Origin of the sequence: Pseudomonas sp. NBRC 111132 (assembly GCF_001320565.1) — a bacterium.
GTDB classification, from domain to species: Bacteria; Pseudomonadota; Gammaproteobacteria; order Pseudomonadales; family Pseudomonadaceae; genus Aquipseudomonas; species Aquipseudomonas putida_P.
In genome coordinates this window covers 60,567-76,227 of sequence record NZ_BCBI01000011.1, presented here as the reverse complement: position 1 = coordinate 76,227, position 15,661 = coordinate 60,567, and the positions used below count along the sequence as shown (strand labels likewise).

General features: G+C 63.2%; 17 protein-coding genes. All 17 read left to right on the top strand.

Annotated elements, in window-relative coordinates:
* Nucleotides 1-24: 24 nt before the first annotated feature.
* The 17 genes from fliH to flhF all read left to right on the top strand — a co-directional run bounded on the left by fliH (nucleotide 25) and on the right by flhF (nucleotide 15,616).
* On the top strand, nucleotides 25-807 hold the full coding sequence (gene fliH, locus APH35_RS07750) for a flagellar assembly protein FliH (protein ID WP_012273509.1): 783 nt from the start codon (nucleotides 25-27) through the stop codon (nucleotides 805-807).
* The gene (gene fliI / locus APH35_RS07745; protein WP_012273508.1) at nucleotides 797-2,152 is read left to right on the top strand and encodes a flagellar protein export ATPase FliI; all 1,356 of its coding nucleotides are present in this window, start codon (nucleotides 797-799) and stop codon (nucleotides 2,150-2,152) included. Before fliH ends, fliI begins: the two co-directional genes overlap by 11 nt.
* Nucleotides 2,153-2,158: 6 nt before the next feature.
* The gene (gene fliJ, locus APH35_RS07740; protein ID WP_060493032.1) at nucleotides 2,159-2,611 is read left to right on the top strand and encodes a flagellar export protein FliJ; all 453 of its coding nucleotides are present in this window, start codon (nucleotides 2,159-2,161) and stop codon (nucleotides 2,609-2,611) included.
* Between the two features lie 114 nt (nucleotides 2,612-2,725).
* Complete coding sequence (locus tag APH35_RS07735) at nucleotides 2,726-3,031, top strand: STAS domain-containing protein (RefSeq protein ID WP_012273506.1); 306 nt, start codon at nucleotides 2,726-2,728, stop codon at nucleotides 3,029-3,031.
* 8 nt (nucleotides 3,032-3,039) lie between these two features.
* Nucleotides 3,040-4,731, top strand: a complete 1,692-nt coding sequence (locus APH35_RS07730; RefSeq protein ID WP_060514509.1) for a fused response regulator/phosphatase — start codon at nucleotides 3,040-3,042, stop codon at nucleotides 4,729-4,731.
* Between the two features lie 48 nt (nucleotides 4,732-4,779).
* Complete coding sequence (locus APH35_RS07725) at nucleotides 4,780-5,127, top strand: Hpt domain-containing protein (RefSeq protein WP_060493030.1); 348 nt, start codon at nucleotides 4,780-4,782, stop codon at nucleotides 5,125-5,127.
* A gap of 72 nt (nucleotides 5,128-5,199) precedes the next feature.
* On the top strand, nucleotides 5,200-6,465 hold the full coding sequence (locus tag APH35_RS07720) for a flagellar hook-length control protein FliK (RefSeq protein ID WP_060514508.1): 1,266 nt from the start codon (nucleotides 5,200-5,202) through the stop codon (nucleotides 6,463-6,465).
* 151 nt (nucleotides 6,466-6,616) lie between these two features.
* Complete coding sequence (gene fliL / locus APH35_RS07715) at nucleotides 6,617-7,114, top strand: flagellar basal body-associated protein FliL (protein ID WP_012273502.1); 498 nt, start codon at nucleotides 6,617-6,619, stop codon at nucleotides 7,112-7,114.
* 9 nt (nucleotides 7,115-7,123) lie between these two features.
* Nucleotides 7,124-8,092, top strand: a complete 969-nt coding sequence (gene fliM / locus APH35_RS07710) for a flagellar motor switch protein FliM (RefSeq protein WP_012273501.1) — start codon at nucleotides 7,124-7,126, stop codon at nucleotides 8,090-8,092.
* 47 nt (nucleotides 8,093-8,139) lie between these two features.
* Nucleotides 8,140-8,604, top strand: a complete 465-nt coding sequence (gene fliN / locus APH35_RS07705) for a flagellar motor switch protein FliN (protein WP_012273500.1) — start codon at nucleotides 8,140-8,142, stop codon at nucleotides 8,602-8,604.
* Nucleotides 8,605-8,616: 12 nt separating this feature from the next.
* A complete protein-coding gene (gene fliO / locus APH35_RS07700; RefSeq protein WP_012273499.1) occupies nucleotides 8,617-9,051 on the top strand; it encodes a flagellar biosynthetic protein FliO in 435 nt (144 codons plus the stop codon).
* On the top strand, nucleotides 9,051-9,806 hold the full coding sequence (gene fliP / locus APH35_RS07695; protein WP_060514507.1) for a flagellar type III secretion system pore protein FliP: 756 nt from the start codon (nucleotides 9,051-9,053) through the stop codon (nucleotides 9,804-9,806). Before fliO ends, fliP begins: the two co-directional genes overlap by 1 nt.
* Before the next feature lie 21 nt (nucleotides 9,807-9,827).
* Entirely contained in the window at nucleotides 9,828-10,097 is a 270-nt protein-coding gene (gene fliQ / locus APH35_RS07690; RefSeq protein ID WP_012273497.1) for a flagellar biosynthesis protein FliQ, read from the top strand.
* 7 nt (nucleotides 10,098-10,104) lie between these two features.
* Nucleotides 10,105-10,881, top strand: coding sequence for a flagellar biosynthetic protein FliR (fliR, locus tag APH35_RS07685; RefSeq protein ID WP_012273496.1), 777 nt, complete (start codon nucleotides 10,105-10,107; stop codon nucleotides 10,879-10,881).
* 2 nt (nucleotides 10,882-10,883) lie between these two features.
* Nucleotides 10,884-12,026, top strand: coding sequence for a flagellar biosynthesis protein FlhB (gene flhB / locus APH35_RS07680; RefSeq protein WP_012273495.1), 1,143 nt, complete (start codon nucleotides 10,884-10,886; stop codon nucleotides 12,024-12,026).
* Between the two features lie 141 nt (nucleotides 12,027-12,167).
* Complete coding sequence (gene flhA, locus APH35_RS07675; protein WP_012273494.1) at nucleotides 12,168-14,297, top strand: flagellar biosynthesis protein FlhA; 2,130 nt, start codon at nucleotides 12,168-12,170, stop codon at nucleotides 14,295-14,297.
* Between the two features lie 11 nt (nucleotides 14,298-14,308).
* Nucleotides 14,309-15,616, top strand: a complete 1,308-nt coding sequence (gene flhF / locus APH35_RS07670) for a flagellar biosynthesis protein FlhF (RefSeq protein ID WP_012273493.1) — start codon at nucleotides 14,309-14,311, stop codon at nucleotides 15,614-15,616.
* The last annotated feature ends 45 nt before the right edge of the window (nucleotides 15,617-15,661 follow it).

The window sequence follows — 15,661 nt, the reverse complement described above, 5'->3', positions numbered from 1 at the left end:
ACGCTTTGACCAACAGGCATTTCAATGTCCACCAAAGAACATCACCCCAGCGACCTGATCCGTGCCCGCGACCTAGAGGGCGTGGACGTATGGGCGCTGCCCAGCTTCGACCCCGAGCCAGAGCCCGTCCCCGAGCCTGAGCCGGAGCCTGAGGTCATCGAGGAAGAAGTCGAGGAAGTGCCGCTGGAAGAAGTCCAGCCGCTAACCCTGGAAGAGCTCGAAGCCATCCGCCAGGAGGCCTACAACGAGGGCTTCGCCACCGGTGAGCGTGAAGGCTTCCACAGTACCCAGCTTAAGGTCCGCCAGGAAGCCGAAGAGGCTCTGAAGGCCAAGCTGGAAAGCCTCGAGCGGCTGATGGCCAACCTGATGGAGCCGATTGCCGAGCAGGACACGCAAATCGAGAAGTCGCTGGTACACCTGGTGGCGCACATGACCCGTCAGGTGATAGGTCGCGAGCTGCGCAACGATTCCAGCCAGATCACCCAGGTGTTGCGCGAAGCGCTCAAGCTGCTGCCCATGGGCGCGGACAATATCCGCATCCACCTCAACCCGCAGGATTTCGACCTGGCCAAGGCCCTGCGAGAGCGCCATGAGGAAAGCTGGCGGCTGCTGGAAGACAGCGCACTGCTGCCTGGCGGCTGCCGCATTGAAACGGCCCACAGCCGTATCGACGCGACCATGGAAACACGTATCGAAAAAGCCGTTGCACAACTGTTCGACCAGTTGCACGACCATTCCCTGCACCCGGCGGCGCCAGACATGTCGGTAGACCTGGGCAGTCCGGTGGATACCGCTGATGCACCTTGAGCGCACCAGTTTCGGCAAGCGCCTGGGCACCTACGCCGAGGCCATCGAACTGCCGGCGCAACCTGTCGTTGAAGGCCGCCTGCTGCGCATGGTCGGCCTCACCCTGGAAGCCGAGGGCCTGCGCGCCGCAGTAGGCAGCCGTTGCCTGGTGATCAACGACGACAGTTACCACCCGGTGCAGGTCGAGGCCGAAGTCATGGGCTTTTCCGGGCCCAAGGTGTTCCTCATGCCGGTTGGCAGCATCGTCGGCATTGCCCCGGGCGCCCGGGTGGTGCCGCTGGATGACGGCGGCCGCCTGCCCATGGGCATGAGCATGCTGGGGCGGGTGCTCGACGGCGCCGGCCGCGCGCTGGATGGCAAGGGCGGCATGAAGGCCGAGGACTGGGTGCCGATGGACGGCCCGGTGATCAACCCGCTCAACCGCGACCCTATCAGCAAGCCACTGGATGTGGGCATTCGCAGCATCAACGGTCTGCTTACTGTCGGCCGTGGTCAGCGATTGGGCCTGTTTGCCGGTACCGGTGTGGGTAAATCGGTGCTGCTGGGCATGATGACACGCTTCACTGAAGCCGAAATCATCGTGGTCGGCCTGATCGGTGAGCGGGGGCGCGAAGTGAAGGAATTCATCGAGCATATCCTCGGTGAGGAGGGCCTCAAGCGCTCGGTGGTGGTGGCCTCGCCGGCTGACGATGCGCCACTGATGCGCCTGCGTGCCGCCATGTACTGCACGCGCATTGCCGAGTACTTCCGCGACAAAGGCAAGAATGTGCTGTTGCTGATGGACTCGCTCACCCGTTTCGCCCAGGCTCAGCGGGAAATCGCCCTGGCCATCGGTGAGCCGCCGGCCACCCGGGGTTACCCGCCATCGGTGTTCGCCAAGCTGCCAAAGCTGGTGGAGCGGGCAGGCAATGGCGAGCCGGGCGGTGGTTCGATCACGGCGTTCTATACCGTGCTGTCCGAGGGCGACGACCAGCAGGACCCTATCGCCGACTCGGCACGGGGTGTGCTCGACGGCCACTTTGTGCTGTCGCGCCGGCTGGCTGAGGAAGGCCATTACCCGGCTATCGACATCGAAGCCTCGATTAGCCGGGTCATGCCCCAGGTGGTCGATGCCGACCACTTGCGCCAGGCGCAGAAGTTCAAGCAGCTGTGGTCGCGCCTGTCGCAAAGCCGCGACCTGATCAGCGTGGGTGCCTACGTGGCGGGTGGTGACCCGGAGACCGACCTGGCCATTGCCTTGCAATCGAAGCTGGTGGAGTTTCTGCGCCAAGGCCTGCGTGAAAACGTGGGTATGGCGCAGAGCCGCGAACAGCTGGGGGCGATTTTCACGCCCCCGGCAGGCTGATAAGCCATGGCGCTGCCCGGACGCGCCGCGCGCCTGGCGCCGGTGGTGGACATGGCCGAAGAGGCCGAGCGCAAGGCGGCTCAGCGCCTTGGGCACTTCCAGCAGCAGGTGGTCACGGCCCAGGCCAAGCTGGCCGAGCTGGAGCGCTTTCGCGAGGATTACCAGTTGCAGTGGATCAACCGCGGCGGGCAGGGCGTCAATGGCAGCTGGCTGGTCAACTACCAGCGTTTTCTTGGGCAGTTGGAAGCGGCCATGACCCAGCAGCGGCAAAGCCTGGTCTGGCATCAGAACAACCTCAACAACGCCCGTGGTGTCTGGCAGCAGGCCTATGCCCGGGTGGAAGGGTTGCGCAAGCTGGTGCAGCGCTACATGGACGAAGCCCGGCGCGCTGAAGACAAGCGTGAGCAGCGGTTGCTGGACGAACTGTCCCAGCGCCTGCCTCGGCAGAGTCATTTATAGGTCTCGGGTGCTTGCCCTGGCACTTTCTGCGCCTGTGCCGAGCACTTGTCACCCCCGGCATCGCCTGCTAAACCTTAAGGAGTTGCATCCGCCATCATCGAAGGAATCGCTAGCATGGCAGTCGAGACTGATTTTTCGCAGGACGGGAAAAAGCTGACGATCAAGGTCAAGGGTCGCTTCGATTTCGGCAAGCATCAGGAATTTCGCGATGCCTACGAACGTCAGCCCGATCGGCCCGATTCGGTGGTCGTCGACCTGAAGGACACCACCTACCTCGACAGTTCCGCGCTCGGCATGCTGCTGTTGCTGCGCGACCACGCGGGCGGCGATGAGTCCGATGTGCGGGTGGTGCATGCCAGCTCTGACGTGCGCAAGATCCTCGCCATTTCCAATTTCGAAAAACTCTTCGATATCAGTTGAGCGCCGACATGCCGGCCGAACAGGCGTTGACCGTGCTGGTCGCCGAGGACGGGGCCGCCGACCGCCTGTTGTTGGCGCAGATCGTGCGCCGTCAGGGCCACCAGGTCGTCACCGCGGAAAACGGCGAGCAGGCGGTAGCACTGTTCATCGAGCGGCGCCCGCAGTTGGTGCTGCTTGATGCGCTGATGCCGGTGATGGACGGCTTCGAGGCGGCGCGGCAAATCAAGGCCCTGGCGGGCGAAGCGCTGGTGCCGATCATTTTCCTGACCTCGCTGAACGAGGAGGAAGGCCTGGTGCGCTGCCTGGAAGCGGGTGGCGATGACTTCATGGCCAAACCCTACAGCGCGGTGATCCTCGCCGCCAAGATACGCGCCATGGACCGCCTGCGCCGGTTGCAGGCCACTGTGCTGGAGCAGCGCGACCAGATTACCCGGCACCATCACCACCTGCTGAACGAGCAGCGGGTGGCCAAGGCAGTGTTCGACAAGGTGGCCCACTCCGGCTGCCTTGGCGCGCCCAACATCCGCTACCTGCAATCGCCCTACGCGCTGTTCAATGGCGACCTGATGCTGGCAGCGTTTACCCCGGCCGGCGATATGCGCGTACTGCTCGGCGATTTCACTGGGCATGGCTTGCCGGCGGCGGTCGGCGCCATGCCACTGGCCGAGGTGTTCTACGGCATGACCGCCAAGGGCTACGGTATGGCGCAGATCCTGCGCGAGATGAACGCCAAGCTCAAACGTATCCTGCCAGTGGACATGTTCTGCTGCGCGCTACTGCTCAACCTCAGTATGCAGCGCGGTTCGGTGGAGGTTTGGAATGGCGGCATGCCTGATGGTTATCGCCTGTCGGTGGATGGCCAGGTGCTGTCGGTGCTGAATTCACGGCACCTGCCGCTGGGCATTCTCGCTGCCGAGCGCTTCGATGACAGCACTGAAGTGTTGCCGCTGGCGCCGGGCGAGCGCCTGTTGCTGCTGTCGGACGGCGTACTCGATACCGCCGACGACCAGGACCGCTTGTTTGGCGTGCAGCGCCTACGTCAGGTGCTGGCCGACAACCGCGACCCAGCGCAGTTGTTCGATGAACTGATGCAGGCCCTGGAGCGCTTTGGTGGGCGCCCACGCGATGACATCAGCTTGTGCGATATTCGCATGTTCACCGCCGAGGAGCGGGTGCCGGCGCCGATGATCTACTCTGATAGCGGCCGCTCTAGCCCGCTGGACTGGTCGCTGGGCTTCGAGGTGCGTGGCGAGAGCCTGAAACGCTTCAATCCGGTGCCGTATCTGGTGCAGTTGTTGCAGGAAATTCACGGCCTGCGCGCGCGCACTGGCAGCCTGCACAGTGTGCTCAGCGAGTTGTATTCCAATGCATTGGAGCATGGTGTGCTGGGCCTGGATTCTCAGCTCAAGCGCGATGTGCAGGGCTTTGCCGACTATTATCAGGAGCGCGCGCGGCGCCTGGGGTCGTTGACAGGCGGCTTTGTAAGCATCGATTTCAAGGTTGAACCCCATGGCGACGGTGGCCGTCTGAAGATTCAGGTGCGCGACAGCGGTGCCGGCTTCGACGTGCAGCGGGTACTTGCGCGGCCCTCGCGGAATCAGGGGCTTAGCGGCCGTGGTCTGAACCTGGTTCGGCGGTTGGCCAGTGACGCGCGCTGGAGTGATGGCGGGCGTTGCGCGCAAGTGGAGTTCGTATGGTGAGCCACCAGCTGGCTCGGGCATAATCTGGCTTGATCAAGGAGTGAACAAGTGTCTGACCTGCATATTGACCACAAGGTACTCAGCGACCTGCGTGAAGTCATGGAAGAGGGTTACCTGCAGTTGGTACAAACCTTTCTCGACGACTCCGAACGGCGCCTGGGCCAGCTGCACGCGGCCAAAAGTGCCGAAGAGCTGGGTGCAGCCGCTCACAGCTTCAAGGGCAGCAGCAGCAACATGGGGGCGGTGGCCCTGGCCAACCTGTGCCAACAGCTGGAAGAGCGCGCACGGCGGCCCCCGCTGTACGGTATTGAAGACTTGATCAGCCGCATCGACCTGGAATTCGTCGAGGTGCAGCGCTTCTACCGTGGTGAGCAAGAACGTATTTCCGCAGGCTGATTCGCGAGTTGGCGCGAGTCTTGCCTGTCTCTGTCCGGATGATTTTTTTGTTTCTGGCGCGGAGACCGCTCGATGCCTGTCGCACCCAACCCTTTGTTGCAAGCCAATGCCGTTACCAATACCTCGCGTTCGGCCGCCATGCAGGCGGACAAGCCGCTGCAGGCGTTTGGCGGCAAGGGCGACGGCTTTGGCCAGGTGATGGCCAGGCAGGGCCGCGACAAGGTTGCCGGGCAAGATGACAAGGCCGCCCAGGCCAAGCCCAAGGACAAACCCGAGGCGGCAGCGAGCGGCAAGAAAGACCCCGCTGACAAAACCGCCGTTGCCGATGACGGCAACAAATTGCCTGCAGACGATGCCGCCCAGGCCGATACCGGGCTGCGTGATGCCAGCCTGGTGGCCGGCCAAGTCACCGATGCCCAGCCCGGCGCGCAACTGATCCAGGCCCAGGCCGAGGCGGTAGCGCCGGTGCTGCAGGCTGCCACTGCGCAAACCCAGGTTGCCGCGACGCTGCCTGAAGAGCCTTCTGCCGAAGAGGCCTTCGACCCGGATGCCGACCCTCTGGCCAACTTGCCGACCCTGCGCCTGGCCCTGGAGCACAGTGCCCAGGCCAAGGGGGCTACCTCTGCACATGCCTTGGACCCCACTCAGGCCCAGGGTGAAGAGGGGCGGGCAGCCGTCAATACCTTGGCGAATCTGGTCGAGAATGCCGAAGGTGATAGCACCGAGTCCGGTGACAAGGCCTTCGGTGCCTTGGTCGAAGAGGGTCTGAAGGACACCAAGAGCGCCAGCAGCGACACCCGTGTCGATGATTTCGCCAACCGCCTGGCCAGCCTGACCCAGGCCGCCACGGCCAAGACCGCCAACGCCGTGCCGGCCAATGCCAGCCCGCTGCATCAACCGTTGCCGATGAATCAGAATGCCTGGGCCGAAGGCCTGGTCAACCGGGTCATGTACCTGTCCAGCCAGAACCTCAAGTCGGCGGATATCCAGCTGGAGCCTGCAGAGTTGGGCCGCCTGGACATTCGCGTCAATGTTGCGGCGGACCAGGCCACCCAGGTGACCTTCATCAGCGGCCACGCCGGCGTGCGTGATGCCCTCGACAGCCAGGTGCACCGCCTGCGCGAACTGTTCGCCCAGCAGGGCTTGGCGCAACCGGATGTGAACGTGGCCGACCAGTCGCGCGGACAGCAACAGCAACAGGGGCAGGCACAGGGCAGCAATCTGTCCGGGGTGGCGGCGCGCCGGGGCGAACAGGGTGGGGTTGAGGTTGCCGACAGTGCGCGGCCTGTGGAACAGCAGGTGGTTGTCGGCGACAGCGCGGTCGATTACTACGCCTGACCGCCGTTAACCTGGCCTCTTCGCGGGCTCGCCCGCGAAGAAGGCGGTGCTGCAGATCCTGGTGAAACCGATCTTCTGCAAAATCTGGCATAACACTTGCTCAAGCCAAGCCATCCTCCCTTGAACCCCCGATGGACGACGGATTATTGGCATGGCGAAGAGCGAAGCAGTCAAAGACCCCGCCACTAAAGGCAAACTCAAGCTGATCCTGCTGGCCGTCGTGGGCCTGTTGCTGGCGATCGGCCTTTCGGTGGGCGCTACCTGGTTCATCATGCACAAGAGCGAGCCGGCCCCGGCCGCCGACGCTGCAGCCAGCAACGTCAAGCCTGCGGCCATCTACGAAGCGCTGACCCCGGCCTTCGTGGTCAACTTCAACCAGAACGGCCGCCAGCGCTACATGCAGCTGAGCATCACCATGCAGGCGCGTAATCAGGCCGACCTGGATGCGCTCAAGGTGCATATGCCGGTGATCCGCAACAACCTGGTGATGATGTTCTCCGGGCAAGGCTTCGACACCCTTGCCAGCAGCCCGGTAGGGCAGGAGATGCTGCGCCAGAAGGCCACTGCGGTGGTCCAGGAAGTGGCGCAGAAAGAAGTCGGCAAGCCGGTCATCGACCAGTTGCTGTTCACCAATTTCGTATTGCAGTAGGAGTCCGCAATGGCCGTACAGGACCTGCTGTCCCAGGATGAAATCGATGCCCTGTTGCACGGCGTCGACGACGGGCTGGTGCAGACCGAGAGTGCATCCGAGCCTGGCAGCATCAAAAGCTACGACCTGACCAGCCAGGACCGTATCGTGCGGGGTCGCATGCCGACCCTGGAAATGATCAACGAGCGCTTCGCCCGTTACACCCGCATCAGCATGTTCAACCTGCTGCGCCGCTCCGCCGACGTGGCCGTAGGGGGTGTGCAGGTGATGAAGTTCGGCGAATACGTGCACTCGCTGTATGTGCCGACCAGCCTCAACCTGGTCAAGATCAAGCCGTTGCGCGGCACCTCGTTGTTCATCCTCGACGCCAAGCTGGTGTTCAAGCTGGTGGACAACTTCTTCGGCGGCGATGGCCGCCACGCCAAGATCGAAGGCCGTGAGTTCACGCCAACCGAACTGCGCGTGGTGCGCATGGTGCTGGACCAGTGCTTCGTCGACCTCAAGGAAGCCTGGCAGGCGATCATGCCGGTCACCTTCGAGTACATGAACTCCGAGGTCAACCCGGCCATGGCCAACATCGTCGGCCCCAGCGAGGCGGTAGTGGTGTCCACCTTCCACATCGAGCTGGACGGTGGCGGCGGCGACCTGCATGTAACCATGCCGTACTCGATGATCGAGCCGGTGCGAGAAATGCTCGATGCCGGTTTCCAGTCCGACCTGGACGACCAGGACGAACGCTGGGTCAAGGCCCTGCGCGAGGACGTGCTGGACGTTGCCGTGCCAATGACCGCCACGGTCGCCCGGCGCCAGTTGAAGCTGCGCGACATCCTGCACATGCAGCCGGGTGACGTGATCCCGGTGGAACTGCCCGAGCACTTGGTGCTGCGCGCCAACGGCGTGCCGGCGTTCAAGGCGCGCCTGGGTTCGCACAAGGGCAACCTGGCCCTGCAGATTATCGACCCGATCGAACGCCGCTGACGGCGTGCCGGTCGCTCACAACGAATTGAATGCCTGTCGAGGAAACCATGGCTAACGAAAACGAGATCACCTCCGCAGAGGACCAGGCACTGGCCGATGAATGGGCTGCTGCCCTTGAAGAAACCGGCTCGGCCGGGCAGGCCGACATCGATGCGCTGCTGGGCGGTGATGCTGGCAGCAGCGGTTCTGGTCGCCTGCCGATGGAAGAGTTCGCCAGTTCGCCGAAGCCGAACGAAAACGTCAGCCTCGAAGGCCCTAACCTGGACGTGATCCTGGACATCCCAGTGAACATCTCCATGGAAGTGGGTAGCACCGAGATCAACATCCGCAACCTGCTGCAGCTGAACCAGGGCTCGGTGATCGAGCTCGACCGCCTGGCCGGCGAGCCCCTCGACGTGCTGGTCAACGGCACACTGATTGCCCATGGCGAAGTGGTCGTGGTCAACGAAAAGTTCGGCATTCGCCTGACTGACGTGATCAGCCCCAGCGAACGTATCAAGAAGCTGCGCTGAGTGAAGGGCACGATGCGCGCCCTCGCGGCACTAGCGGCGCTGCTTGGCAGCCACGCCTGCCTGGCTGCGGCTACGCCAGCGGCGACCCCGGTAGCGGCACCTGGCAGCCTCGGCGGGCAGCTGGCGCAGATGGTCTTCGGCCTGCTGTTGGTCGTTGGCCTGATCTTCTTTCTGGCCTGGCTGCTGCGGCGCCTGCAGAGCACGGCGGTGAAGGGCGGGCAGGTGATCGAGATTGTCGGCAGCCGTGCCATCGGCCCGCGTGACCGCCTGCTGTTGGTGCAGGTGGGCAAGGAGCAGATCCTGATCGGCCATACCCCCGGCAGCATCGAGGCGCTGCATGTGCTGGCCGAACCCGTGGAAGTACCGGCAAGCGCCCGTCAGGCGGCGCCGGAGTTTGCCCAGCGGTTGATGGAGCTGATGGGCAAGGACCCTAAGGACAACAAGTGATGAGCGGCGCGCTGCGTACGTTGTTGACTCTGGCGCTGCTGCTGGCCGCGCCACTGGCCCTGGCTGCCGACCCGCTGTCGATCCCGGCCATTACGCTGTCCAATACCGCGGACGGGCAGCAGGAGTATTCGGTCAGCCTGCAAATCCTGCTGATCATGACGGCGCTGAGCTTCATCCCGGCGTTCGTCATCCTGATGACCAGCTTCACCCGCATCATCATCGTGTTCTCGATCCTGCGCCAGGCCCTGGGCCTGCAGCAGACGCCATCGAACCAGTTGCTCACCGGCATGGCGCTGTTCCTGACCATGTTCATCATGGCCCCGGTGTTCGACCGGGTGAACCAGGACGCCCTGCAGCCTTACCTGAAGGAGCAGATGACGGCCCAGCAGGCCATCGACAAGGCCCAGGGGCCGCTCAAGGACTTCATGCTGGCGCAAACCCGGCAAAGCGACCTCGACCTGTTCATGCGCCTGTCCAAGCGTACCGACATCGCCGGCCCCGACCAGGTGCCGCTGACCATCCTGGTGCCAGCGTTCGTCACCTCCGAGTTGAAGACGGCGTTCCAGATCGGTTTCATGATTTTCATCCCGTTCCTGATCATCGACATGGTGGTGGCCAGTGTGCTGATGGCCATGGGTATGATGATGCTGTCGCCGCTGATCATCTCGCTGCCGTTCAAGATCATGCTGTTCGTGCTGGTGGATGGCTGGGCGCTGATCATGGGCACCCTGGCCAGCAGTTTCGGCGGCGTCTGACGCCGTCAAGGAGAGCCGCCGATGACACCTGAAGTAGCTGTCGACCTGTTCCGTGACGCCCTGTGGCTGACCACCTTGATGGTTGCCGTGCTGGTTGTGCCTAGCCTGTTGGTGGGCCTGGTAGTGGCGATGTTCCAGGCTGCCACGCAGATCAACGAGCAGACCCTGAGCTTTTTGCCGCGCCTGCTGGTGATGCTGATCACGTTGATCGTCGCCGGGCCGTGGCTGGTGCAGAAGTTCATGGAGTACATCACCACCCTTTACACCAACATCCCGCAGCTCATTGGTTGATGCGGCGATGCTGGAACTGACCGATACGCAGATCGGCACCTGGGTCGCCACCTTCATCCTGCCGTTGTTCAGGGTGACCGCGGTGCTGATGACCATGCCGATCTTCGGTACTCGCATGTTACCTGCGCGGGTACGCCTGTACGTGGCGGTGGCGATTACCGTGGTGATCGTGCCGGCGCTGCCGCCGCTGCCTGAGTTCGACCCGCTGAGCCTGCGCGGTTTGTTGCTGTGCGCCGAGCAGATCATCGTCGGCGCGCTGTTCGGCCTGGCCTTGCAGCTGCTGTTTCAGGCCTTCGTGATTGCCGGGCAGATCGTCGCGGTGCAGATGGGTATGGCCTTCGCCTCGATGGTCGACCCTGCCAACGGCGTCAACGTCACGGTGATCAGCCAGTTCATGACCATGCTGGTGAGCGTGCTGTTCCTGTTGATGAACGGCCACCTGGTGGTTTTCGAGGTGCTGACCGAGAGCTTTACCACGTTGCCGGTGGGTAGCGCGCTGGTGGTCAACCACTTCTGGGAACTGGCCGGGCGCATGGGTTGGGTGTTTGCCGCCGGCCTGCTGCTGATTCTTCCGGTGATCGCCGCGTTGCTGGTGGTGAACATCGCCTTTGGCGTGATGACCCGTGCCGCGCCGCAGTTGAATATCTTCTCCATCGGTTTCCCGCTTACCCTGGTGCTGGGTATGTTCATCTTCTGGGTAGGCCTGGCCGATGTGCTGTCCCACTATCAGGCATTGGCCAGCGAGACGCTGCAATGGCTGCGTGAACTGGCGAGGGCGCGCTGAGCATGGCGGAAAGCGAGAGCGGTCAGGACAAGACAGAAGACCCCACCGAGAAGCGCAAGCGCGATGCTCGCGAGAAAGGCGAAATCGCCCGCTCCAAGGAGTTGAACACGGTGGCGGTCACCCTGGCGGGCGCCGGCGGCCTGTTGGCGTTTGGCGGCCACCTGGCCGAGACGTTGCTGAGCATGATGCGCATGAATTTCAGCCTGACTCGCGAGGTCATCGTCGACGAACGGGCCATGGGCGCGTTCCTGCTGGCCTCGGGAAAAATGGCGATATGGGCGGTGCAGCCGGTTTTGATCCTGCTGTTCGTTATTTCTTTCGTAGCGCCCATTGCCCTCAGTGGTTTTCTGTTTTCCGGCAGCCTGCTGCAGCCAAAATTCAGCCGCATGAACCCGCTGTCCGGGATCAAGCGCATGTTTTCGATGAACAGCTTGACCGAGCTGCTCAAGGCGCTGGCCAAGTTTTTCGTGATCTTGATCGTGGCGGTGGTGGTGCTGTCCAACGACCGCCAGGCCTTGCTGTCGATTGCCAATGAACCGCTGGAGCAGGCCATCATCCACAGCCTGCAGGTGGTGGGCTGGAGCGCCTTGTGGATGTCGGCCGGGCTGCTGCTGATCGCTGCGGCGGACGTGCCGTTCCAGCTGTACCAGACGCACAAGAAAATGAAAATGACTAAGCAGGAAGTGCGCGACGAGTACAAGGACAGCGAGGGCAAGCCCGAGGTGAAGCAGCGCATTCGTCAGTTGCAGCGCGAGGTGTCGCAGCGACGCATGATGGCGGCGGTGCCGCAGGCCGATGTGATCATCACCAACCCGACGCACTATGCGGTAGCGCTGCAGTACGACCCAGAGAAGGGCGGAGCGGCGCCGCTGCTGTTGGCCAAGGGTAGCGACTTCATGGCTTTGAAGATTCGTGAAATCGGCGTGGAGCACAAGATCCAGATCCTCGAGTCGCCAGCGCTGGCGCGGGCGATTTACTACTCCACGGAGGTTGAACAGGAAATCCCTGCCGGCCTGTACCTGGCCGTGGCTCAAGTGCTGGCCTATGTGTTCCAGATCCGTCAGTACCGCTCCGGCAAGGGCAAGCGCCCTGAGCCGTTGAAAGACGACCTGCCGATCCCGCCGGACCTGCGCCGCGACAGCTGATGCGCCACGCGGGCGGCGCTCGATCCCACAGGCGTAAAAAATCTTGAGGCGACCACTCACCGAGCAAAGTTGGAAGGCTTCTTGCAGAGCCTCGCCCAGGCGCCCCCTGGGCGTCAAAGTTTTGCATCAAGAGGACTCGCGGTGGATCGCACTCAGTTAATCAGCAACGCCCGTAACAACCTGGCCGGGCTCGGCCGGGGCAACCTGGGTGTGCCGCTGTTGCTGCTGGTGATGTTGGCAATGATGATGTTGCCGATACCGCCGTTCCTGCTCGACGTGTTCTTCACCTTCAACATCGCCTTGTCGATCGTGGTGCTGCTGGTTTGCGTGTACGCCCTGCGCCCGCTCGACTTCGCAGCCTTTCCCACCATCCTGCTGGTGGCCACGCTTTTACGCCTGGCGCTTAACGTGGCTTCCACCCGCGTGGTCATGCTGCACGGGCAGGAAGGCCATGGCGCCGCCGGCAAGGTGATCCAGGCCTTCGGTGAAGTGGTGATCGGCGGTAACTACGTGGTCGGTGGCGTGGTGTTCGCCATCCTCATGATCATCAACTTCGTGGTGGTGACCAAGGGTGCCGGGCGCATCTCGGAAGTGAGTGCGCGTTTCACCCTGGACGCCATGCCCGGCAAGCAGATGGCCATCGACGCCGACCTCAACGCCGGCCTGATCGACCAGGCCCAGGCCAAGCACCGCCGTGCCGAAGTGGCGCAGGAGGCCGAGTTCTACGGTTCGATGGACGGCGCCAGCAAGTTCGTGCGCGGCGACGCCATCGCCGGCTTGCTGATCCTGTTCATCAACCTGATCGGTGGCATGCTGATCGGTATGCTGCAGCACGGCATGAGCTTCGGCGATGCCGGCAAGGTGTACGCGCTTTTGACCATTGGTGACGGTTTGGTGGCGCAATTGCCATCACTGTTGCTGTCCACCGCCGCTGCGATCATGGTCACCCGCGCCTCGGGCTCCGAGGACATGGGCAAGCTGATCAACCGGCAGATGTTCGATTCGCCCAAGGCGCTGGCGGTGTCTGGCGCACTGATGATCGTCATGGGGCTGGTGCCAGGCATGCCGCATGTGGCGTTCCTGAGCCTCGGCCTGCTGGCCGGTGGCGGCGCCTACCTGGTGTGGAAGAAGCAGCAGCAGGTCAAGGCCAAGGCCCAGGAAGAGGCGCAGCGCCAGCAGGACCTGCTGCCGTCGCCGCAGCGTGCGCTGGAAACCAAGGAGCTGGGCTGGGACGACGTCACGCCGATCGACATGATCGGCCTGGAAGTCGGCTATCGGCTGATTCCGCTGGTCGATCGCAACCAGGGCGGCCAGTTGCTGGCGCGAATCAAGGGCGTGCGCAAGAAGCTGTCGCAGGACCTGGGCTTTCTCATGCCTACCGTGCACATTCGTGACAACCTCGACCTGCAACCCAGTGCCTATCGCCTGACCCTGATGGGGGTGATCCTGGCCGAGGCCGAGATCTACCCGGACCGCGAACTGGCGATCAACCCAGGGCAAGTGTTCGGCACCCTCAACGGTATTGCTGCGCGCGACCCGGCGTTTGGCCTGGAAGCCGTGTGGATTGACGTTGGGCAGCGCTCGCAGGCGCAGTCGCTGGGCTACACCGTGGTCGACGCAAGCACCGTGGTGGCCACTCACCTCAACCAGATCTTGCAGAAGCATTGCCACGAGCTGATCGGCCACGAAGAGGTTCAGCAGTTGCTGCAGGTGCTGGCCAAGGCATCGCCTAAACTGGCAGAAGAGCTGGTGCCGGGTGTCATTTCCTTGTCGGGGCTGCTCAAGGTGCTGCAAGCGCTGTTGTCGGAACAGGTGCCAGTGCGCGATATTCGTAGTATTGCCGAGGCCATCGCGAACAACGCCGGCAAGAGTCAAGATACCGCCGCGCTGGTGGCGGTGGTGCGCGTCGGATTGTGTCGCGCCATCGTGCAAAGCATTGTCGGCGTTGAGTCGGAGCTGCCAGTGATTACCTTGGAGCCAAGGTTGGAACAGATTTTGCTCAATAGTCTGCAAAGGGCCGGGCAGGGTCAGGAAGAGGGTGTTCTTCTGGAACCGAGCATGGCCGAGAAGCTGCAACGTTCGCTGATCGAAGCGGCCCAGCGCCAGGAAATGCAGGGCCAGCCGGCCATCCTGCTGGTCGCCGGCCCGATCCGCGCCATGCTGTCGCGTTTCGGTCGCCTGGCTGTACCGAATTTGCATGTTCTGGCGTATCAGGAAATACCGGACAACAAGCAAGTCACCATCGTTGCCACCGTGGGCCCTAACGGCTGAGGTAGTGGATAATGCAAGTTAAGCGATTTTTCGCCGCCGATATGCGTCAGGCCATGAAGCTGGTCCGTGACGAGCTGGGCGCCGATGCCGCGATCATAGGCAACCGCCGCATTGCCGGTGGTGTCGAACTGACGGCCGCGCTGGACTACAAGCTGTCCGCCCTGGCCCCGCGCGTGCCCAACGCCGAGCTGGAAGAAGAGCTGCGCAAGACCCATACGCGCATCGCCACTGCCCAGGCCGAGCTGGACCACCGTCAGGACAGCAGCGACAACAACCGCCAATTGTTCGCCGGGCAGTCGTTGACCGCTGCCGAACCGTTGATCGAGCCGCACGTCGATACCCCTGAGGTTGCCGCTGCGCCGGCTGCCGCGCCGGTCGACCCGCGCCTGTTCGATGCCATGCGCTCCGAGCTGTCGGGCCTGCGCGAGCTGCTGGAAGTGCAGCTCGGCTCGCTGGCCTGGACCCAGTTGCAGGGCAGCAAGCCGCAGCAGGCCAACCTTTGGCGCCGCCTGCAGCGCATCGGCTTGTCCGGGCCTATCGCCCGCGAGCTGCTGGACCTCACCGCCGAGATCGAAGAGCCGCGCCAGGCTTGGCGCATGCTGCTGGCGCACCTGGCACGGATGATCGAGATTCCTGAAATCGAGCCGATCGAAGAGGGCGGGGTCATCGCCATGGTCGGCCCGGCCGGCATGGGCAAGACCACCACCCTGGCCAAGCTGGCTGCGCGCTACGTGCTCAAGTACGGCGCGCAGAACCTGGCGCTGGTGAGCATGGACAGCTTCCGTATCGGCGCTCAGGAGCAGCTCAAGACCCTCGGTCGCATTCTCAATGTACCGGTGACCTACGTCGACCCAGGCCAGTCGCTGGCAGCCGCGCTGGAGCCGTTGCTGCGCAAGCGCGTGGTGCTGATCGATACCGCCGGCCTGCAGGCCAGCGACCCGGCGCTGCGCATGCAGCTGGAAACCCTGGCCGGGCGTGGCATCGCCGCTAAGAATTACCTGGTGCTGGCTACCACTAGCCAGAAGCAGGTGCTGACCGCTGCCTACCACAGCTACAAGCGTTGTGGCCTGGCCGGCTGCATCCTGACCAAACTCGATGAAACGGCAAGCCTTGGCGACGTGCTGAGCCTTGCCATCAGTCATGAACTGCCTGTGGCCTACCTTACCGATGGCCCGCGCATTCCTGACGACCTGCACCTGCCGCGGGGCCACCAACTGGTCACCCGCGCGGTAAATGTGCAGCAGCAGGACGAGCCCAGCGAAGAGGCCATGGCCGACATGTTCGCTGATCTCTATCACAACCCACGGCGAGCGGGTTGAGCATGAAGCGTGTGCAAAGTAGCTATGCCAAGGGGCACGCAGAAT